Origin of the sequence: Pseudomonas sp. GM17, assembly GCF_000282175.2 — a bacterium.
Classification (GTDB): Bacteria; Pseudomonadota; Gammaproteobacteria; order Pseudomonadales; family Pseudomonadaceae; genus Aquipseudomonas; species Aquipseudomonas chlororaphis.
Genome location: NZ_CP124732.1, coordinates 4,835,009 through 4,855,300, shown reverse-complemented (window position 1 = coordinate 4,855,300; position 20,292 = coordinate 4,835,009). Strand labels below are relative to the sequence as shown.

General features: G+C 66.0%; 10 protein-coding genes. 8 read left to right on the top strand and 2 right to left on the bottom strand.

Features of this window, described 5'->3' with window-relative positions; translation table 11 throughout:
• Positions 1–51 precede the first annotated feature (51 nt).
• Positions 52–465 (top strand): MerR family transcriptional regulator, encoded by a 414-nt coding sequence (locus PMI20_RS21600; RefSeq protein WP_007930473.1) that lies wholly within the window; start codon positions 52–54, stop codon positions 463–465.
• A gap of 20 nt (positions 466–485) precedes the next feature.
• On the opposite strand, the gene PMI20_RS21595 is transcribed toward PMI20_RS21600, so the two are convergent.
• Together PMI20_RS21595 and PMI20_RS21590 are read right to left on the bottom strand one after the other, a co-directional pair.
• A complete protein-coding gene (locus PMI20_RS21595; RefSeq protein WP_007930474.1) occupies positions 486–2,024 on the bottom strand; it encodes an MFS transporter in 1,539 nt (512 codons plus the stop codon).
• On the bottom strand, positions 2,021–2,518 hold the full coding sequence (locus PMI20_RS21590) for a GlcG/HbpS family heme-binding protein (RefSeq protein WP_007930475.1): 498 nt from the start codon (positions 2,516–2,518) through the stop codon (positions 2,021–2,023). The genes PMI20_RS21595 and PMI20_RS21590 overlap by 4 nt, the downstream gene beginning before the upstream one ends.
• Before the next feature lie 103 nt (positions 2,519–2,621).
• Here PMI20_RS21590 and PMI20_RS21585 point away from each other — a divergent pair, with 103 nt between their 5' ends.
• The 7 genes from PMI20_RS21585 to PMI20_RS21555 all read left to right on the top strand — a co-directional run bounded on the left by PMI20_RS21585 (position 2,622) and on the right by PMI20_RS21555 (position 20,246).
• Positions 2,622–3,497, top strand: a complete 876-nt coding sequence (locus PMI20_RS21585) for a LysR family transcriptional regulator (protein WP_007930478.1) — start codon at positions 2,622–2,624, stop codon at positions 3,495–3,497.
• A gap of 80 nt (positions 3,498–3,577) precedes the next feature.
• Complete coding sequence (locus tag PMI20_RS21580) at positions 3,578–4,300, top strand: Imm52 family immunity protein (RefSeq protein WP_007930480.1); 723 nt, start codon at positions 3,578–3,580, stop codon at positions 4,298–4,300.
• 400 nt (positions 4,301–4,700) lie between these two features.
• Positions 4,701–6,263 carry a TerC family protein gene (locus tag PMI20_RS21575; protein ID WP_007930482.1) on the top strand — a complete coding sequence of 521 codons (1,563 nt, stop codon included), beginning with the start codon at positions 4,701–4,703 and terminating at the stop codon, positions 6,261–6,263.
• Positions 6,264–6,525: 262 nt separating this feature from the next.
• Positions 6,526–8,637 carry a type I secretion system permease/ATPase gene (locus PMI20_RS21570; RefSeq protein ID WP_037035666.1) on the top strand — a complete coding sequence of 704 codons (2,112 nt, stop codon included), beginning with the start codon at positions 6,526–6,528 and terminating at the stop codon, positions 8,635–8,637.
• Positions 8,637–10,019 (top strand): HlyD family type I secretion periplasmic adaptor subunit, encoded by a 1,383-nt coding sequence (locus PMI20_RS21565; RefSeq protein ID WP_007930486.1) that lies wholly within the window; start codon positions 8,637–8,639, stop codon positions 10,017–10,019. Before PMI20_RS21570 ends, PMI20_RS21565 begins: the two co-directional genes overlap by 1 nt.
• 2 nt (positions 10,020–10,021) lie before the next feature.
• Positions 10,022–12,163: a type I secretion system permease/ATPase gene (locus PMI20_RS21560; protein WP_007930488.1), complete on the top strand. Its 2,142-nt coding sequence runs from the start codon at positions 10,022–10,024 to the stop codon at positions 12,161–12,163.
• A 121-nt stretch (positions 12,164–12,284) separates the two neighbouring features.
• The gene (locus PMI20_RS21555; RefSeq protein WP_007930490.1) at positions 12,285–20,246 is read left to right on the top strand and encodes a TcdA/TcdB pore-forming domain-containing protein; all 7,962 of its coding nucleotides are present in this window, start codon (positions 12,285–12,287) and stop codon (positions 20,244–20,246) included.
• Positions 20,247–20,292 lie beyond the last annotated feature (46 nt).

Below are 20,292 nucleotides of genomic sequence, written 5' to 3'. Positions count from 1 at the left end.
GAGGCTAAGCTTAAAGTTAACTTTAATGTCAAGCAGGTTATCGAGGTCGAAATGAACATTGGCCAATTGGCACAACTCAGCGGGCTGGCGGCATCGCGCATCCGTTTTTACGAAGCCCAGGGCCTGCTGCCCCAGGTCCAGCGCCAGGCCAACGGCTATCGCCGTTACCCTCCGCAGATCCTGCAGACTCTGGAGATCATCCAGTGCGCCCAGCAGGCCGGGTTCAGCCTGGACGAACTCAAGCAACTGCTGCCGGGCTGCGAGTCGAGTGACCTTGACCATCAGGCCCTGCTGCAAAGCCTGGAGCGCAAGGTCGGGCAGATCGAGGATATGCAGCGGCATCTGGCCCAGAGCAAGGCGCAACTGCTGGAGATCATCGACAACATACGCGATCGTCCGGAAGGCATGGATTGTTCCGAGAACGCCGAGCGGGTCATGGCGTCGATCAAGGGGGGGAAGTCCTGAGCGCTGATCGGGCCATGTCCTTACTCCACGCTCAGGGTCAAAGGCCGCGGCTGCGGGATGGGATTGCGCATCAGCGTACCCACCGTTACCGCCGCCAGCAGCGCCAGCAAGCCGGCCACCCCGAGCACCACGCCGAAACCGTCGACGAAGGCCTGGCGGGCCAGCGGTTCGACCAGCTCTTTCGCCGAGTCGGGCAGCAATGCCAAGGCTGCGGGCATGTCGCCGGCCACCACCCGGGAGGCGATGGCCTGGGCCTGGTCTAGCCATTGCGCGGCGCTTGCGCCCAGGCTGGCGTGCAGGCGTTGCTGGGTATGGCTGCCGAGCAGGGCGCCGAACACGCCGATGGCCAGCATGATGGCGCTGAAGCGCATGGTGGTGCTCAGGCCCGAGGCCATGCCGGCGCGGTCGCGGGGCACGCAGGCCATGATGTTTTTCTGCGTGTCGCCGTTGAGCAGGCCGGCGCCGGCACCGGTCACCGCGATGGCCAGGGCAAAGCTCAGGTAGCCGCCAGCCTGCACGGCCCAGGCGGCGAGCAGGTTGCCGCAACCGACCAGGCTCAGGCCGGCGGCCATCAGGGTCGCCGGGGCATAACGCGTCGCCAGGCGCACGCCGATGCGCGGGCAGATCAGCATGGTCAGGGCGAACGGCAGCATGCCCAGCCCCGAGGCGATCGCCGAGAAGCCCAGGCCGTTCTGCAGGTAGAAGGGCAGCAGGGTCATCATCACCTGGGCGCAGCCGGCGTAGGCGAACATTCCCAGCAGGGCACCGATGAAGCGCGGATGGCGGAACAGCTGCAGGTCGACCATGGGCCGGCGCTGCACCCGCTCGATCAGCACGAACAGCCCGAGCAACGCCACGCCGCCCAATAGTCGGGCGTAGGTCAGCGGGTGGCTCCAGCCGATGCGATTGGCTTCGATCAGGCCCCAGATCAGGCACAGCAGGCTGGCGCTGAAGGCCAGGCTGCCCCAGGGATCGAGGCGGGCGGCCTGGGTGTCGCGGGACTCGGGTATCGCGCGCAACACCATCAGCACCAGCAGCCCGCCCACCGGCAGGTTGAGGTAGAAGATCCAGCGCCAGCCGATGAACTCGGTGATCAGGCCGCCGACGGTGGGCGCGGCGGTCATCGCCACGCCCATGCAGGCTCCCCAGAACGCCCAGGCCTTGGCCCGTTCGACCTCGTCATGGAAGGTGTGGCCGATGGTGGCCAGGGCCGAGGTCAGCAGCAGCGCCGCGCCGACCCCCTTGATCGCCCGGGCGATGTCGAGCAACAGCACGTTGGGCGCGGCGCCACAGCCGAGGGAGGCGAGGATGAACAGCCCGAGGCCGCAGAGCAGGGTACGCTTGCGTCCGAAGCGGTCGGCCAGGCTGCCGGCCGGCAGCAGCAGCGCGGCGAAGGCCAGCATGTAGGCGCTGACCACCCATTCGATATCGGCGAAGTTGGCCCCCAGATCGCGAGCGATGCTCGGCAGGGTCACCGCGACTATGTTGGTGTCGAGCACGATCAGCGAGCACACCCCGGAAGCGGTGAGCAGGGTCAGGCGCGGGCTGGCCGGCCTCATGGCTGCACCCGTTGACCCAGCGCGGCGAGGGCGGCCTGGGCGATTTCATCGTCGTGGGCCGGGGTGTCGGCGCTGATGCCGATGGCGCCGATCACCTGGCCGTCGACGCGGATCGGCTGCGCGCCTTTCATCATCAGCAGGCCCGAGGTGATGGCCGCCTGGCGCCCGCCATTGATGGCGTTTTCCAGGTCGCCGGAAGGGCGCTTGAACAATGCCGAGGTCCGCGCCTTGCCCTGGGCCAGTTCGATGCCGGCCACCACCGGCGCACCGTCCATGCGCGCGCTGAGGATCGGCCAGCCGCCGTCGTCGACGATCGCCACGGCGCAGGGCCAGCCCTTGGCCGAGGCGGTTTCCTGGGCGGCCTTGAGCAGTTGTTGGGCGGTGGCGAAATTGAGGATTGCCTTCTGGGCAACGTCGGCGTCTTTCTCGGCGGCGAAAGTCGTGGGCACGCTGCAGCAAGTGATCATGGCCAGAAACAGTGGTTTGACGTGCATGGCGTGGGCTCTCTACTGTGAAGGTCTGGCCAGCTTATCCCGGGCTTTCGCCCGTTCTGTTAGGCGAGCTGGAGCACTTTATTACCTTTGAGCTAATGCACTTATGGAAATCCGTCATTTCCGCTATTTCCTGGCGGTGGCCCGGCAACGCAATTTCACCCGCGCCGCCGAACAGCTGGGCATCGCGCCGCCAACCCTGAGCCGGCAGATCCAGGACATGGAACAGGCCCTGGGCACCCGCTTGTTTGTGCGCCAGCAGCGCGAGGTCAGCCTGACCGAGGCCGGCGCGGCCCTGGTGCGCGAGGCCGAGGCCACGGTGCGCCAGTTCGAGTTCGCGCAACGTAACGCCCAGCGCGCCGGGCGTGGCGAAATCGGCCATATCGAGCTGGGATACGTGGCCTCGGCGGTGTATTCGGGGCTGCTGCAAAAACAGGTGCAGCGCTTCAGCCAGGACTGCCCGGACGTCAGCCTGAGCGTGCGCGAAAGCCCGATGGCGGCATTGCCCGGATTGGTGGCCGAGGGGCGGTTCGACATCGGTTATATCCGCTCGCCCATGACCCTGCCCGAAGGGGTGGAGGCGGTCCGCCTGGATGGCGAAGGTTTTGTCCTGGCGCTGCCCGCCGAGTCGTGGCTGGGGCGCTTGCCGGAGATCGCCCCGGCCCATCTGCACAACGAGACCTTCGTGCTTCCGGAACAGATCAGCGGCACCTTGCAGGTCGCCGCCGAGGGCGGTTACGCGCCGAAACTGGGGCCGCAGCCCGGCGGCCTGGTGGCGGTGCTGGCCCTGGTCTCCCTGGGGCAGGGGGTGGCCGTGGTGCCGGAATCGGTGGTCGGGCACGTGGGGCTGCCCAATGTGTTGTACCGGCCGATCCAGGGCAGCACGGCTGCGTCCTGGCTGTCGCTGATCCACCGCCGCTTCGAAAAGGCCCCGGCGGTGGCGCGGTATATCGAGCAGGTCAGAAGCCCATTGCGGGGGTAGGTGAATGATGCCCGCGATGCGGCGTTCTATCGGTGTTTCTTGCGCCTACGCAAGATGACTTGAGACCGTACGGAGTGCTCATGGACACATTCAAGCGTTTCAATTTCAAGCTGAGCTTTGATAAGCAGAAGATTGCCCAGGTTACCGAGCAGGAACAAATCGACAGGAGCCTGGCCTTTCTCAAGGCGATAGGCGAGATCGACCCCATTCTCAAGAACTGGTTCTTGTGCGCCGAAGGCAAGGATGACGGCCTGACGCACAATGTGCTCCTCGATCCGAGCAACTTGCGGCGTGAAACAGCCTCCTGGAAAGACTCGGACTTCGACGTCAACGACATGAGTTTTGTGTTGTGGAACGGGATACCCGACCCGCTCAAGGGCGGGCTTTCGATCACCTATCACGCACGAAGCGGCGGTTCGTTGCCCGCGGGCATCGAGTTTTCCGAAGCCGGGACACTGGTCCGTTGCTTGCGGGATCCTCGACAGGGCATTGTCGAGTTGATGAACGCAGTGGTCGATCTCTGGCCGGAAATCTATTGGGGCGTGGTCGCTCCCAACGAGTACTTTCGCAAGCAGCGGGTGTTCCAGGATCGGCAGACCATCGGCTGGATCGGTTATTGCCCGTACCCTCTATCGGCGGCCGATTTTCCGGAAGTCGCCGAGCTGCGTCCCACTCAATCGAAGGGCGCTATTGTCGTTGCCTGCCCCGGCATCATGGACGAGAAGAACGTCCAGCATGTGCAGGTGGTGGGTGACACCGATATCAAATTGGTGGAACTCGGGCTGTTGCCCGGACGCTATTGAGTCGCACGGGCAGGCTGGCTTTTGCTGGGGCGAGCTTGCCTGCGATGGCTGTGGCCAGACACCCCGATAAGATTTTGAAATGATTTCCCCATGGGAAATTCCCCTTGGGGTTGTAGGATTCAAGTCCGTTTTTCTTCACAGGACTTGCATGAACACCCTCTCGGAGCCTCCCAGTCGTCCTTATCCCTGGACGCCTCAGCCTTTCCCCGCTCGATCCGCCTCACGGTGCCTTTCGCCAGTCATAAGGCGCGGACGTTACCCCGAACTCGCTGTTTTTCGCTGCTCGCCGCCGGTCGTCGCGACCGTTGGGCGCTGGCCTGCGTTCGCCGTTCAAAGGCCTTGTGGCCTTGCCTTGCCGTGTCCGGCTGCCTGAATTCACTGGAGAGATAGAGTCGTTTTTATGGAATGGATAATGGACCCCACGGCCTGGCTTGGCCTGTTGACCCTGATCGTGCTGGAGCTGGTGCTGGGGATCGACAACCTGGTGTTTATCGCGATCCTCGCGGACAAGTTGCCGCCCCACCAGCGTGACCGCGCGCGGATCATCGGCCTGTCCCTGGCGCTGATCATGCGCCTGGGCCTGCTGGCGAGCATTTCCTGGTTGGTGACCCTGACCGCGCCGCTGTTCGAGGTGTTCGGCAAGAGCTTCTCCGGTCGCGACCTGATCATGCTGTTCGGCGGTGTGTTCCTGCTGTTCAAGGCCACCATGGAGTTGCATGAGCGCCTGGAAGGTCATATCAGCCAGCGCGCCGGCAATGCCGCTTACGCGCTGTTCTGGCCGATCGTTGCGCAGATCGTGGTGCTCGATGCGGTGTTCTCCCTGGACGCGGTGATCACCGCCGTGGGCATGGTCGACGAACTGGCGGTGATGATGATCGCAGTGATCATTTCCATCGGCCTGATGATCGTCGCCAGCAAACCGCTGACCCGCTTCGTCAACGCCCACCCGACGGTGATCATGCTGTGCCTGGGCTTCTTGATGATGATCGGTTTTGCCCTGACCGCCGAAGGCCTGGGTTTCCACATTCCGAAAGGCTACCTGTACGCGGCCATCGGTTTCTCGATCCTGATCGAGCTGTTCAACCAGATCGCCCGTGCTCGCCGCAAGAAATCCATGCAGGGCCTGCGGCCGATGCGCGAGCGCACGGCCCACGCGGTGATGCGCCTGCTCGGCGGTCGCCAGTTGGCGGTGGAGGAGGTGGGCGAAGAGATCGCCGACCTGCTGGACAATGGCCAAGCGCCGAGCACCGAGCTGTTCGACCGTCGCGAGCGGGTGATGATCAGCGGCGTGCTGCAACTGGCCGAGCGACCGATCCGCACCTTGATGACGGTGCGTGCCGACGTCGACTACATCGACCTGGCCGACGATGCCGAAGCCATCCGCAACAGGCTGATGCATTCGTCCTACTCGCGCCTGCCGCTGATTCGCGACGGCGCGGTGGAAGAGCCGCTGGGCTTCGTGCACAAGAAGGAGTTGCTCAAGGAATACCTGGCCGGCAACGAGCCGAACCTGGAACACCTGGCGCGCACGGCGATCAACCTGCTGGACAGCTTCTCGATCCTCAACGCCCTGGAGCAGATGCGCAAGGCCTCCACCCACATTGCGTTCGTGATCAACGAATTCGGCGATTTCGTCGGCGTGCTGAGCATGACCGACATCCTCGAATCCATCGCTGGCGAGCTGCCCGACGCCAGCGAAATCGAAGGCCCGGACATTGTCGAAGAGCAGGGCGGTTTCATGGTCAGCGGCGCCTTGAACCTGGCGCAGATCCGCCAGCGCACCGGTTTCGACGCCGAGCCGACCGAGGACTACCAGACCCTGGCCGGGCTGGTGATGAGCCTGCTGGACCGCTTGCCGGTGATTGGCGACCGACTGCAATGGCAGGGCTGGACGCTGCAGGTGGTGACGGTGGAAGAGCGGCGAGTGACCCGGGTGCTGCTGCACCGGCAGGATGCCGCCTGAGCCATGAGCTGACAGAAAGCCGGACGCGAGTCCGGCTTTTTTTGGCCTGGAACATGACCCGAGCCAAGGCCAGGCTCCGGCTGATTAAGTTTTACTTAAAAGCTTTCAACCCCGTGGCTGATTATCATTGCCGGGTAGCTGCCGCAGACTGGTTTCGTATCTCCATGCACCCTCGTTCTTGCAGCGCGGGTCTTGAAACGAGCGGTCTATGTCAGTCAATCCCGCAATACCCCCGCAGCCAGCCCTGGTCGAATGCCCGGCCATGGCGGAGCTTTCCGCCACGGCGGCCGTCCACTCGGCCCTGGCCTGTTGCCAACTGCTGCTGCAACTGACCCAGGAGCGTGCGCCACAGGCCGCCGACCCGGGAACCGAACACAACCTGCGCCGGGCGCTCAAGGACTACGCCCGGGACGCCGGTGCCGACCTGCGCCTGGAGCGTCTGGCGCTGGCCCGGCTGACCCCGAAGATGCTGCCCCTGGTCTGGCGCGACCGCAGCGGCGCGTTCATCCTGCTGGCCCGGCTGTCCGACGCGCAGGCGCTGATCCAGCGACCTGCGGCCCACACCCCGGATGTGCTCGACCGTGTGCAGTTGGCCGAAGAGTGGAGCGGCGAGGTGATTCGCCTGCGCCAGGGCGGCCTGCGCTTCGATCTGTCCTGGTTCGTTCCGGAGCTGCTGCGCCACCGGCGGATACTCGGCGAAGTGCTGCTGTGCTCGCTGCTGCTGCAAGTGCTGGCCCTGGCGACCCCGTTGTTCTTCCAGGCGGTGATGGACAAGGTCATGGTGCACCGGGCGCTGTCGACCCTCGACGTGCTGGTGATGACCCTGGTGGTGGTCGGCCTGTTCGAGGTACTGCTCAAGGGCCTGCGCGAATACCTTTCGGCGCACACCGCCAATCGCATCGATATCGGCCTGGGGGTCAAGCTGTTCCGCCATCTGCTCGGCCTGCCGTTGCTGTACTTCAAGCAGCGCCAGGTAGGCGCGATCATCACCCGGGTCCAGGAGCTGGACAGCATCCGCGAGTTCCTCACCGGCTCCTTGCTGACCCTGTGCGTGGATGTGGCCTTCACCCTGGTGTTTTTTGCGGTCATGGCCTGGATCTCCTGGCCGCTGACGCTGCTGGTGCTGCTGACCCTGCCGCTGTATGTGCTGCTGGCCTGGGCCAGCAGCGGCCCGCTGGAGAAGCGCATCGAGCGGCAGTTCTACAGCGCCGCGCGCAACACGGCCTTTCTCAATGAGACCGTGAGCAGCAGCGAAACCATCAAGAGCCTGGCGGTGGAGCCGCGCATGCAGCGGCGCTGGGAGGCGCAGACGGCGGAGATGGTCGAGGCCGGTTTTGCCAGCCAGACCCTCGGCAGCGCGATCAGCCAGATGGTCACGCTGTTGCAGAAAGTCACGGCGGTGGCGGTGATCTGCTGGGGCGCGAGCAAGGTCATCGACCTGCAGATGACCATTGGCCAACTGATCGCCTTCAATATGATGCTGTCCCACGTCAGCCAGCCCCTGGCCAAGCTGATCGAGGTCTGGCAACAGTTCGTCCGGGTGCGGGTGTCGGTGGACAAGCTGGGCGACATGCTCAACCTGCCGGTGGAGCAGGCCGAGGGCGACCAACGCCCGGCGCAGGCCCTGCGCGGCGAGGTGCGCATCGAGCAAGTGACGTTCCGCTACCGCCCGGAACTGGAGCTGGTGCTGCGCGGCCTGGACCTGCACATCGCCGCCGGCCAGACCCTGGGCATCGTCGGGCCGTCCGGGTCGGGCAAGAGCACGCTGACCCGCCTGCTGCAAAAACTCTATACCCCCGATGCCGGGTGCATCCTCATTGACGGCATGCCGCTGCAACAGCTGCAACCGGCCTGGTTGCGCAGCCAGATCGGCGTGGTGCTACAGGAAAACTACCTGTTCAACCGCAGTGTGCGGCACAACATCGCCCTGCGTCATCCCACGGCGTCCCTGGAAAGCGTGATCGCCGCGGCGCGCCTGGCCGGCGCCCACGATTTCATCCTGCGCCTGCCGCTGGGCTACGACACGGTGCTGGCCGAAGCCGGCAGTTCCCTGTCCGGAGGCCAGCGGCAACGCATCGCCATTGCCCGCGCGCTGATGGGCGATCCGCGGATCCTGATTTTCGACGAAGCCACCAGCGCCCTGGACGACGAATCCCAGGCGCTGATCCAGGACAACATGGTGCGCATCGCCGAGGGCCGCACGGTGATCATCATCGCCCACCGGCTGTCCGCGGTCCGCCATTGCCAACGCATCATCGCCCTGGAACAGGGGCGTATCAGCGAGTCGGGCAGCCATCAGCAACTGCTGGCCAACGGCGGTTGTTATGCGCGCTTATGGGCGCTGCAACAGGCGCTGCGCAAGGAGGCCCAATAATGCGCGGCGCATTGACCCATTTGCGACGCGCCTGGCAGCAGATGCGCGAGGTGCCGGCGCTGCGGGGGCGCAGCCGCGACGAATACGAGTTCCAGCCCGGTTACCTGGAGATCGTCGAGCGCCCGCCCGCGCCCTGGGCCCGCGGCACGGCACTGCTGTTGATCCTGTCGATCCTGCTGGCCCTGGGCTGGGCAATCCTCGGTTTCCTCGACATTCATGCCAGCGCCGCCGGGCGCCTGATGGTCTCCAGCTACACCAAGGTGATCCAGGCCCATGAGGCCGGCGAAGTGCGGGCCATCCATGTGCGGGACGGGCAGCGGGTCAAGGCCGGCGACGTGCTGGTGGCGCTGAACCCGATCGGCATCGACGCCGAGTTGAGCGAGTTGCGCGCGCAACTGGCGTTCAAGCGCCTGGAGCTGGCCCGGGCCCGCGCGCTGCTGACCACGGACCCGCTGGGCAGCTACCAGGCGCCTGACGGCCTGGACGCGGAACAGCTCGCGGCGGCGCGGGAACAGTTGGCGAGCACCTGGAAGGAGATCCGCGCCAACCTCGACAGCCTCAATGCCGAGATCGCCATTAACCAGGCCAGCCAGCGGGCCCGCAACAGCGAGATCGCCGCCCTGGGCAAGCTGGCCAGCAACGTCCGCCGGCGCCTCGATGCACGGCGGGCGATGGCGGCCGAACAACTGATGCCCCGGGTCGAATTGCTCGAACAGGAAAAGGAGCAACTGGAGGTCGAACGTTCCCTGGCCCAGCAACATGCCGAGCTGCAGGTGCTCAAGGCCCAGGCGCAGAACCGCCGGGAGCAGCGCGACAGCTTCCTGGCCAGGACCCAGCGCGAACAGCACGACCTGCTCAACCGCAGCCACCAGGATGTCGCCGTGCTCGAACAGCAACTGATCCGCGGTCGCGACCGGCAGCGCCTGCAAACCCTGCTGGCGCCGGTGGACGGGGTGGTCCAGCAACTGGCGGTGCATACCCTGGGCGGCGCGGTGCAGCCGGCGCAGCAACTGCTGGTGATCGTGCCCGAGGGCGCCGAGCTGGATGCCGAGGTCATGGTGCTGAACAAGGACGTCGGTTTCGTCAGGGCCGGGCAGCCGGTGGAGATCAAGGTCGACGCCTTTCCCTACACCCGCTACGGCACCTTGCGTGGCACGGTCGAGCATGTCTCCGGCGACGCCATCAAGGACGAACAGCTGGGCCTGGTATTTCCGACCCGGATCCGCCTGGAGCGCGCCGCGATCGCCGCGGGGCAGGAGTGGATGCCCTTGCAGGCCGGGATGAGCGTGACCGGCGAGATCCGCACGGGCGAGCGGCGGGTGATCAATTATCTGCTGAGCCCGATTCGCGAGTATCAGTCCGAAGCGTTGCGGGAGCGTTGAGCATGACCACAGCCTTCAATCCCGCGGCCGAACAGTCGCCGACTATCCTCGATACCGGCCTGCATGCACTGGCCTGGGCCGCCCGACGGTTTGACCTGAGCATCAGCGTGGCGCAACTGAACCACCGCCTGGGGCGGGTCGAGGGCCTGGCCGACAGCCTCGACTTGCGCCGCTGCGCCGGCTGGATCGGCCTGCGGGCGCGGGCGCTGCAAAGTCAGGTGCAGCGTTTGCAGCACCTGCCGTTGCCGGCCCTGCTGGAAACCTCCCAGGGCTGGGCGGTGCTGGACGCGGTGGACGGCGACCAGGTGCGGCTGTTCTGGCCGTTGCAGGGGCAGTGCCAGAGCTTGTCACGTGAGGAACTGGCAGCGCTCTGGCAGGGCCAGGTGCTGCTGCTGGCCGAGCGGCATGTAGAACCCAGGGCGCGCGGTTTCGGCATCGGCTGGTTCCTGCCGTCGATCCTCAAGCACGCGCGGCAGTTTCGCAGCGTGCTGCTGGTGTCGCTGATGCTGCAACTGGTGGCGCTGGTCACGCCGCTGCTGTTCGAGAACATTATCGACCGGGTCCTGGTCAGCCGCGGCCTGTCCAGCCTGCAGGTGCTGGGCATCGCCATGCTGGCCCTGGCGCTGTTCGAGCCCTTGTTCGGCCTGCTGCGTTCCTGGCTGTTCAGCAACGTGGCGAGCAGGATCAACGCCGAGTTGTCCGCGCGCCTGTACCAGCACCTGATCCAGCTGCCGCTGGGCTATTTCCAGGGGCGGCAGACCGGCGAGATCATCGCCCGGGTCGGCGAGATGCAGCAGATCCGCCAGTTCCTCACCGGCTCGGCCCTGACCCTGGTGCTGGACCTGGCCTTCTGCGGGCTGTTCATCGCCGTGATGTATGCCTACGCGCCACTGCTGACCTGGGTGGTGGTCGGCTCCCTGGCCTTGTACTTCCTGTTCTGGCTGTGCGTGGGGCCCTTGCTGCGCAGCCGGGCCTTGCGCGAATACGAGTTGAACGCGGCCAACACGGCCTTTCTCACCGAGGCCGTGACCGGCATCGAGACCATCAAGACCGGGGCCATCGAAAGCGGCTTCCAGCAGCAGTGGCAACGCCAGCTGGCGGCCTATGTGCGCGCGGCGTTCTACACCCGCATCGTCGGCATCTGGGCCGGCCAGGGCATCGGCGTGATCCAGAAACTCACCGCGGCGCTGTTGCTGTGGTGGGGGGTGATGCTGGTGCTGGACGGCCAGTTGAGCCCCGGCCAGCTGGTGGCCTTCAACATGCTGGCCGGCCATGTGGTGGAGCCGATCCTGCGCCTGGCCCAGGTCTGGCAGGACTTCCAGCACACCCTGATTTCCCTGCGGCGCCTGGGCGACATTCTCGACACCGAGTGCGAAAGCGGCAGCGGCGGCCTGGCTTCGGTGCCGGCGTTGCAGGGCGGGGTGAGTTTCCAGGGCGTGCGCTTTCGCTATGAGGAGGACGGCCAGGAGGTCCTGCGCAGCCTCGACCTGGAGATCCGGCCGGGGGAATTCGTCGGCATCACCGGGCCTTCCGGCTCCGGCAAATCGACCCTGACCCGCCTGTTGCAGCGCCTCTATGTGCCCCAGCACGGCCGGGTGCTGGTGGACGGCATCGACCTGGCCATCGCCGACCCGGTGGCCCTGCGCCGCAACATGAGCGTGGTGCTGCAGGAAAGCGTGCTGTTCGCCGGCAGCGTGGCCGAGAACATCCGCCTGTGCCGGCCCCAGGCCAGCGATGCCGAAGTGCAGCATGCGGCCAGCCTGGCGGGAGCGGCGGCCTTTATCGAAGCCCTGGCCCAGGGCTACGAGACCCAGGTCGGCGAGCGCGGCGGCCAGCTTTCCGGCGGCCAGCGCCAGCGCATCGCCCTGGCCCGGGCGCTGCTGAGCAACCCCGGGATCCTGCTCCTGGACGAAGCCACCAGCGCCCTGGACTACGAGTCGGAAGCGGCGGTGATGGCCAACCTGCAAGGCATCGCCCAGGGCCGCACGGTGATCAGCGTGGCCCACCGGCTCAATACCCTGCGCCACGCCGACCGGATCCTGGTCATCGATCAGGGCCGGGTGCTCGAACAGGGCACCCACGAACAACTGCTCGCCCTGGACGGGCTGTATGCCCGGCAGTGGGCCTTGCAGATGAAGGATTGAACCCACTGACGGCAGGAGTACGCACGAACCAGGCATGTCTCCCCATCCCGGATATTCATAGCGACAGGCAGCCTTTCGCGACACGAAGGGCTTCGCTCAAAACAGACAAAGGATCACTGCAATGGCTTCCATGTCCAAGGACTTCACGCGCCTGCTCAATACCCTGATCGATCAACAGGTCAAGGCGGCAGGCAGGCAAACCGAATGGTTCAACATGAGCGCCGACGAGCGCGCCGCGTACATCGCCCAGGTCGGCGAGCGCCTGCTGGAAATGCAGCAGAGCACCCTGAGCGTGCTGGCCGCCCAGCACTATCAGATGCAGGACAATCCGGTCTCGGTCGGCGACCAGTTGCAGACCCTGCAACAACGCCGCAAACAGATGAACGCCATTCCCGACACCCCGGCCACCAGCGCCTACAAGCTGCAACTGGACCGCGACATCCAGCTGTACAGCCGCCAGCAGACGGCGATCACCCACTATGACAGCACCTGGAACAAGGCCCTGGGCATGCTCAGCCCCGGTGGCGCCAAGCAGTTGGACATCAAGGGCCTGAAGGCCGATGCGCTGGCCAAGCAGGACAAGCTCGACGGGCGGATCAAGCGCCTGGAGCAGCAGTTGACCATCCAGGTGGCCGACTCCACCTTCAGCCAGGCCTACGTGAGACTGTTCTCCGAGCTGCAGGCCTACAAGGACGTCAGCGCCCGCTACCACACCTTGCTCAAGGCCGCGCCCGAGCAGCAGGCCGCGAGCCTCGGCGCGCTGGCCAAGGCGCCCCGGGCCTCCGACGATCTGCCGGTGAACATTTCCCTGCTGATGATGGAAGAGCGCCCCGGCTATATCCGCATGAACGTGGCGCTGGTCAATGCCAGCACCGATGGGCGTTTCAAGGACTTCTTCCTGGAGAACGGCAGGCTGGTGGTGCCCACCGACGGGGTGCTGAACTTCTCCTTCGGCACCGCGGCCCGCTCCCTGGCCTGGCAGCAACAGTACCGGCTGAAGAACGAGCCGCCGTCCTTCCGCTCGCCGACCCACGCGCCGATTCGCTCGGTGCTGGTCAAGACGTCCTTTGTCGAACAGTACTTCACCAATCACCTGGTGTCGGAAAGCTCCTTGCGCGAAGGCTTCAAGGCCCAGGTGCTGGGCAACGGCCACAAGCTGCTGTTGACCAGCGTCGATCGCAAGGTGCCGAACCAGGTCGGCATCCAGGTTTCCGGCCAGTCGCCCAGCACCACCGTCACCCGCGAAGTGCCCCTGGCCGGCGCCTTGAGCGAGCTGATCAACCAGAACGCGGACATCGCCAGCTTCCAGACCATTGGCCTGGAGGGTTTTCGCCAGAACAGCTACCACCCCGACCGTGACGGGGTCTTCGTCAATATCCACGAGCTCGAAGGCTCGGTGGGCCTTGCCGAGCGCCAGTACCTGCTGGAAATGCCTCAGGGCGGCGAGTACCGCGCTGCGACGCCTTTTGCGCTGATGACCGTCGACGGCGACAAGGTCAGCAGCAGCCACCTGAGCAAGGCGCAGACCGACGCCCTGTATCAATACAACGCGGCGTTTTTCGACAAGCTGGAGCAGCTGCGCGATGGTGGCATCAAGGCCAGCCGCCTGTTCGAAGGCAGCCGCGAACGCGCGGCCTTCACGCAGCAGCTGACCCGCTTGCTCGAACGCAACCACATCACCCCGGCCGGGGTGCTGATGCCGGAACACAGCCGCGCCAGCCTGCGCGATATCAAGGGCAACAACCTGAACAAGGTGCTCTGGGAGCAGGCCTTCGCCGCGTCGGTCTGGCTGAGTCGCGACAACGACGCGCTGCTGGAGCAGGCGGCCAAGGACCTGCAACTCAAGACCGGGCTGGCGTCCCTGGGCGCCGGGTTCGAACCGCGCCAGGGCAGCGCCGACATTCGTCAGTTCGCCGCCGACCCTGTGCAGTTCGCCAAGACCCATACCCTGAGTGCCGAGGCGCTGGTCAAGTCGGGACGCCTGCCGGCCCAGGGCAACGTGCAGTTGGTCAAGGTCGCGCCGAACCTGTACGAGCTCGAATACACCGAGCACAGCGCCAATGACATTGCCGGCAGCGGCGTCGACAGCGTGCCGGCGTATTTTCTCGGCTACAACGGCCCGAACCAGGCCAATGCCGCGCCGGCCTATGTGGACATTCCCAAGCACGCGGCCGCGGGCAGCTTCCTCTTCACCGGCACCTTGTCGGGCTGCTCGCTGGTGGTGACCAGCCTGGACGCCAATACCTTCCGGGTCTACCACGACGGCCGGGTCAACAGCTCGCTGCTGTACGACAACGTGGTGATGGCGGTCGACTACAAGGACTATCAGGTCGCCGGCACCGCCGAGGGCCTGGCCGCGGCCTACATGCAGTACGTCGACGGCCAGTGGCAGCTGGTGTTCCAGCGCCAGGAGTACCAGCGCGACGGCCAGATGGTCTGGCCGAAGCTGCGCGACGGCGCGCAACCCCTGCAGATCCAGAACGCCGACCCTCAGGTGGTGGAACGCAACCGGGCCGAGTTCGCCGCCTACCGCGAGCAGGTGCACCAGAACCTGAAGAAAGTCGCGACCCAGTTCGGGGTGTCGGTCGACGGGGTGGCCGACGGTGTCTACCGCGATGGCGCCTTTTCTCCCGAGCATCCGGCGATCGCCGCCTGGAACCAGCTGCGCGAAGCGGTCCAGGCCAAGATCAACGCCGATATCCAACAGTTGGCCGACAAGCGCTACCAACTCCAGCAAGACCGGCGCGGGGCCAGCGACAAGGGCCTGATCGACCAGCAGATCAAGCAGCTCAACCTCACCCAGGACTACTACCGGGCGCAGTACGACCCGGTGTTGCGCGAAGCCGGCTCGGTGGAAAAGACCTGGCTCTGGCAGCAGATCAAGGCCAAGGACGGTAGCGCCGCGGTGGTGCGCACCGACGATACGGCGATCCAGGGCGCAGGCGAGGAGCGCGCCAGCAGCGTCGGCGAGCGTTATGCGATTGCCGAGGCCTATCAGCGCGGCGCGCGGGGCACGGCGTTCAGCGACGGCTTGCGGGATTTTCGCGAGATCAAGATTCCCGGGGTGGACGACCGGATGTCGGCCCTGAAGATGAAGCAGCTGTTTCTCGACGGCACCCTCACGCCCCGCGAGCGTGGCGCCCTGAGCGGGCGCATCACGGAAACCGCCCAGGCCGAGTACATCGACAAGGTGCTGCGCCAGACCGCGGTGTTCAGTGAAGACTTCCACAAGGCCGGCAGTGTCTTCGACCGGCTGGCGCCGCAGGACTTCTACCTGTCGCTGGTGGGCGACCGCTCCGGCGGCCGTTGCTACCCCCTGGTCCGGGCGATGGCCGTGGCCCTGGCCAGCGGTGGCGAGGCGGGCGTCAACAGCCTGGTACAGAAGCTGTTCCTGGCCTCCGCCGACCCTCAGGCCGGCAGCTCGACGCTGCTCAAGAACAGCCTGATCCGCCTGCATTCCAATGTCGAAGCGGTCCAGGCGTCGAAGGAACTGGGACAGTTCAAGCTGGCCGAGGTGGTGTCGCGGCTGGCCGCCGGCAGCGGCACCTCGATGTTCGCCCTCAATACCCAGAACCACTCGATGATGGTGGGCAGCACGCAGACCGCCGAAGGCCGTCGCTACTACTTCTATGACCCGAACGTGGGGATCTTCGCCTTCGACTCCACCAAGGGCTTGTCCAAGGCCATGCAGCAGCACCTGGTGACGCGCAACCTGGCCGCGCACTATGGCTCGCTCGGCACAAAGTCGCTGCCGGCCTTCAACCTGATCGAGATCGACACCGGCAAGATGGCCGAGGTGCCGGTGGGCAACGGGCTGAATGTGGCCGATCTGTCACGGCCCGAAGAACTGGCCGGGGTCATCGGCCAGCGCCGCCAGGTCGAGCAGGCAGTAGACGCCCGGCAGCGCGTCAGCGAAGACCTGCGCCTGGGGGCGGCGTTGACCACCTTCGACGCCGAGCAGTGGGGCGCGCGCTTCGAAGTCGCCAGCACCCGGCTGGCCCGGGAACATCAGTTGGGCAGCCAATGGATACCGATCATTGCCAACACCGAGGAGCTGAAGGACGGTGGCTACCGGGTCCAGTTCATCAACCGTGACCAACCGGAGCTGCAGCCGCGCTGGCTGGACACCCGGGACGGCACCTTCGTTGAGTTCCGGCGTTTCGTCGATGAGCACATGCGGGTGTTCAACGAACACTTCACCCTGGAGCATGGCCAGATACGGCCCCGTGCCGGTGTTAGCGAAGCATCGCCGGTGGACGGCCTGAATGCCGGCTTCGCGGTACAGACGCTGATCCAGTGGTTTGCCAGAAAGAGTCGTAGCGATGAGGCCCAGGGTACGGTTTCGCCGGACCTGGCCACCGCGCTGAAGATCCACAGCTACCTGGGCCTGGCGCAGATCGGCCATGGCACTTTGCAGGACGTGGTCAAGGTCACCGAACTGGTACAGACCGCGTTGCGCGGCGAAGCCATGGCCGCCCAAACCTCGCTCAAGGACTTTGCCTCGACCCTGGGCCACACCGTCAACGAAGGCGCGGGCGTGCTGTTTGGCGGGGCCATGGTCGGCCTGGATGCCTATGAACTGGCCCATGCCGAGAACGACGTGCAGAAGGCGGTGTTCGGCACCCAGCTGGCCTTCGATTCGGCCAGCTTCGTCACCGGCGCGGCCGGGGTCGGCGCCGGGCTGCTCGGCGCCTCGACGGCGGCCGCGGTGCTCGGCGGCGCAGGGGTGATCCTCGGCGGCCTGGCAGTGGGCTTCACCGCGCTGGCCCAGGCCTTTGGCGCGGTGGCCGAAGACGCCAAGGCGGTCGGGCGCTATTTCGATACGGTCGACAAGGCCTACAAAGGCAACGGCTACCGTTATGACGCGGACAAGAAAGTGCTGGTGCCGCTGGCCGGCGCGGTGGTCAAGCGCCTGGACCTGCGCAACAACCAGATCGGTTTCGACAGCCAGTACATTTACCGCACCCACCACGGCTCCACCGGTTCCGGGGCGATCAACTACTTCTTCTGGGCCGGGGATTTCCCGCGGATGATCCACGACCGTGGCCAAGCAATCGAGGTGCGCAGCGGCATCGGCTACAAGGACGCCACGCGCACGCTGGAGCATGGTGACAGCACGGCGGTGATCCTGCCGGGCACGCCCAAGTCCTACATCAGCTACGAGTACATGATCCTGCCGGGGTCCACCACCCGGCATGACACCGGCTTCGACGTGATCCGCCGGCTCGAGGAGGACCGGCGCTTCGACTACGACTTCTACATCTTCCCGAGCGAGGAGACGATCCGACGGATTCGCCAGGAATACGTCGAGACCCCGATCGAGGTGCTGCTCGACTCGCGCGACCGGCAACTGGTGATACCCGAGCTGCCCAAGGAACTGCACGGCTATCTGAACTACCAGATCAAGGGCGCGGGCGGGCGTTATCTGGTCGGCCTCAATGAAGGCACTCGGGTCGATCTGTCCAGCGAGTCCGGCACGCCGTCGCGCTGGATCATCGACAGCAGCCAGCTGGCGAGCGAGAGCATCAGCGTGTCCAAGGACCAGCTGGTGGTCGGCGGCGTGGTGGTCAAGCTCGACCCGGCGCATAACGGCCAGGTGCTGGTGGTCAACGCCAAGGGCGAGGTGCGCGAAGTCGATTTCGCCGGCATGAGCGCCCGAGTGGTGGAGGAAGACGCGAGCAAATGGCAGCTGCCTGGCCAGCGTATCGAACAGCACCTGAGCGAGCTGGCCAAGGCCCATCAGCTGCACGGCCAGTATGTGGTCGTCGATAACTACAGCCATGAAGGGCGCAATGTCGGCCGGGCGTTCTACGACGTCGCCAAGGACCGCATGCTGTTCACCGACACCCAGGTGGAACAGGCCAGGAACGCCCAGTTGGGGGCGGTCATCGGCGAGCATGCCTACTTCGTCGACGCCGAGAACTCCGCGGCGTGGCGGGTCGAGATTGCCACCGGCAAGGTCGACGCGCAGTTCGCCCCGTCGTTCAACCAGAGCGCGGGCCGGATCAGCCGGTTCTGGCAAGAGGGCGAGGCGGTCTACCTGGCCCGTCGTTATCAGCTCAAGGAGCGCGAGGCCGAGCTGAACTTCCGCATCATCGGTGACCGGATGGAGCTGGTCGGGGTGGTCGGCGATGACGCATTGCTGCAACTGTCGGCCCGCACCGACCAGCATGGCGATGCGCTCAAGGCCCTGCTCCAGGGCTACCAGAGCCAGGCCACGCCGCGGGCCACCCCGGTGTACAGCCTGGGCGCGCCGATGATGGAGCCGAGCGCCGCGGCGCTGGTGACGGTGTTTGGCCTGGATAACGCGAAAGTCGCGCACCGCTACTGGGTGCGCACCAGCGACGGCACGGTGATCAAGCCGAACCTGGCGCCCCCGGCGGGTCAGCAGCCGCCGCTGGATGCCCAGGGCAAGCCCCAGAGCGCCTGGCCGATTCCGGCGGACCTGGTGTTCGCCGGCAGCATGCCGCAGCCGGCTGGCCAGGAGGTGTTTTTCTTCTACAGCCAGAAGCAGAAGGTGCTGTTCCGCCAGGAAGGGCCGGGGCAGAAGGTCCTTGACGGTAGCCAGCCGAGCGCCTTGCGCCTGGCCACGCCGGCCCTGGCCAATGTGCTCGAACTCAACGGCCATCTGGTGGCCGTGACCGAGGACGGGCTGGTCGCGCGGATCGAGGCGACAGGGCGCCTGAGCTATGAAGCGGTCAACGAGCACTGGCTCAAGGGTCGCAGCACCTGGTGGCAGGACCTGGCCAGTGTCAACGGCAGCAACGCCACCCTGGCGGTATTCGGGGCCAAGGCCGCCGACGGCAAGAGTGCGCTGCCGGTGTGGTACCACAACGGCCAGGTGATCGTGGCGGCGTCCTCGCTGCAAGGCAAGCCGCTGCAATTTCTCGGCTTCGACAGCGCCAGCTCCAGCGCGCGGCTGTTCGAGCCCGAGAGCGGCAAGCTTTACCTCCAGGCACCGCTGACGTCCGAGGCGTTGGCCGCTGCGTTCGGCGGCGACGAGGTGCTTGAGGCCTCGGCGCAATTGCCCGCCGCCACGCTGCCGATGCCCGAGGTGCAACTGCGTTCGGCGGTCCAGGTGGATGCCGGGCTGCGGTTGACGACGGTGCAGGGCGAGATCCTGCTGCGCGCCAATAACGGCGATGTGCAGCTGGTGGCGCTCGACAAGGGCTGGCAGCAGCAACACCTGGGCAATCTGTCCCAGGCGCTGGCGCAAGTGGCTGGCCAGTGGCGAGCCAAAGGCGTGCTGACCTTGCAAGGCGCCGAGAGCCAGGGCTGGTTCGATGTCGCCAGCGGGCGGATGTTCGCCAGCACGGGCATTCCCGCCGCGAGCGACCTGCGTTTTGTCGGGGTGGCCGCCGAATCGCAGCGCTCGGCCTACGTCTACAGCCCGACGGATCAGGCGCTGTACAAGGTCAAGGAAGGGGCTGCGCAGAAGCTCGGTCGCTACGCCAATGTCGAGCGTATCGGCTCGTCGCTGCTGCAGGGCGGTGGCGGTCGTCAGGACGATCTGGCGCCGCCGCTGATCGCCGGGGTCGACAGCGTGGTGCTGCATGGCGGCGGTGCCAACGACACCTATCGCTTCAGCCCGGCGATGTGGGCGCATTACCGCACGGTGGTGATCGACAACGATGACCCGGGCCAGGCCCTGGACCGCCTGATCCTGCCGGTGGCCGATGGCAAGAACATCCTCGTCAGCCGTCGGGGCGAGGACGTGCTGCTGACCGACGCCGGCTCTGGCACGGCCCTGGTGCTGCGCCAGGTGTTGGGCAGTGAGGCCGCGGCGCACCGGCATCTGCAGATCGAGCTGCAAGGCGACTCATCGGTGATCAGTGTCGATCATCTGGTGAAGGGCTTTGCCCAGGCGGGATCGGCCAAGGACGGGTTGTTCGAGCTGTCCTCGCGCGAGCGCCAGGCCGTGCCGACGGCGAACGACATCGTCTCGGTGACGGAGGCCGAAGGGCCCAGCCTGGCCAAGCTGAGCGGGGCCATGGCGGCCTTCGCCGACACCGGCGGGGCGCGTGAGCACCTGCCGCAAAACCGTCAGGCCGCCCAGGCGGTGCTGGTGCCTTCACTGACCTGACCCCGCGGGAGCAACCACAGGAGGGGCGCCAAGCCTCTCCTGTCTC

Excerpts from the sequence above, each read along its gene's own strand:
- PMI20_RS21600 (WP_007930473.1), top strand. The coding sequence starts at position 52 with ATGAACATTGGCCAATTGGCACAACTCAGCGGGCTGGCGGCATCGCGC.
- PMI20_RS21595 (WP_007930474.1), bottom strand. The coding sequence starts at position 2,024 with ATGAGGCCGGCCAGCCCGCGCCTGACCCTGCTCACCGCTTCCGGGGTG.
- PMI20_RS21590 (WP_007930475.1), bottom strand. The coding sequence starts at position 2,518 with ATGCACGTCAAACCACTGTTTCTGGCCATGATCACTTGCTGCAGCGTG.
- PMI20_RS21585 (WP_007930478.1), top strand. The coding sequence starts at position 2,622 with ATGGAAATCCGTCATTTCCGCTATTTCCTGGCGGTGGCCCGGCAACGC.
- PMI20_RS21580 (WP_007930480.1), top strand. The coding sequence starts at position 3,578 with ATGGACACATTCAAGCGTTTCAATTTCAAGCTGAGCTTTGATAAGCAG.
- PMI20_RS21575 (WP_007930482.1), top strand. The coding sequence starts at position 4,701 with ATGGAATGGATAATGGACCCCACGGCCTGGCTTGGCCTGTTGACCCTG.
- PMI20_RS21570 (WP_037035666.1), top strand. The coding sequence starts at position 6,526 with ATGGCGGAGCTTTCCGCCACGGCGGCCGTCCACTCGGCCCTGGCCTGT.
- PMI20_RS21565 (WP_007930486.1), top strand. The coding sequence starts at position 8,637 with ATGCGCGGCGCATTGACCCATTTGCGACGCGCCTGGCAGCAGATGCGC.
- PMI20_RS21560 (WP_007930488.1), top strand. The coding sequence starts at position 10,022 with ATGACCACAGCCTTCAATCCCGCGGCCGAACAGTCGCCGACTATCCTC.
- PMI20_RS21555 (WP_007930490.1), top strand. The coding sequence starts at position 12,285 with ATGGCTTCCATGTCCAAGGACTTCACGCGCCTGCTCAATACCCTGATC.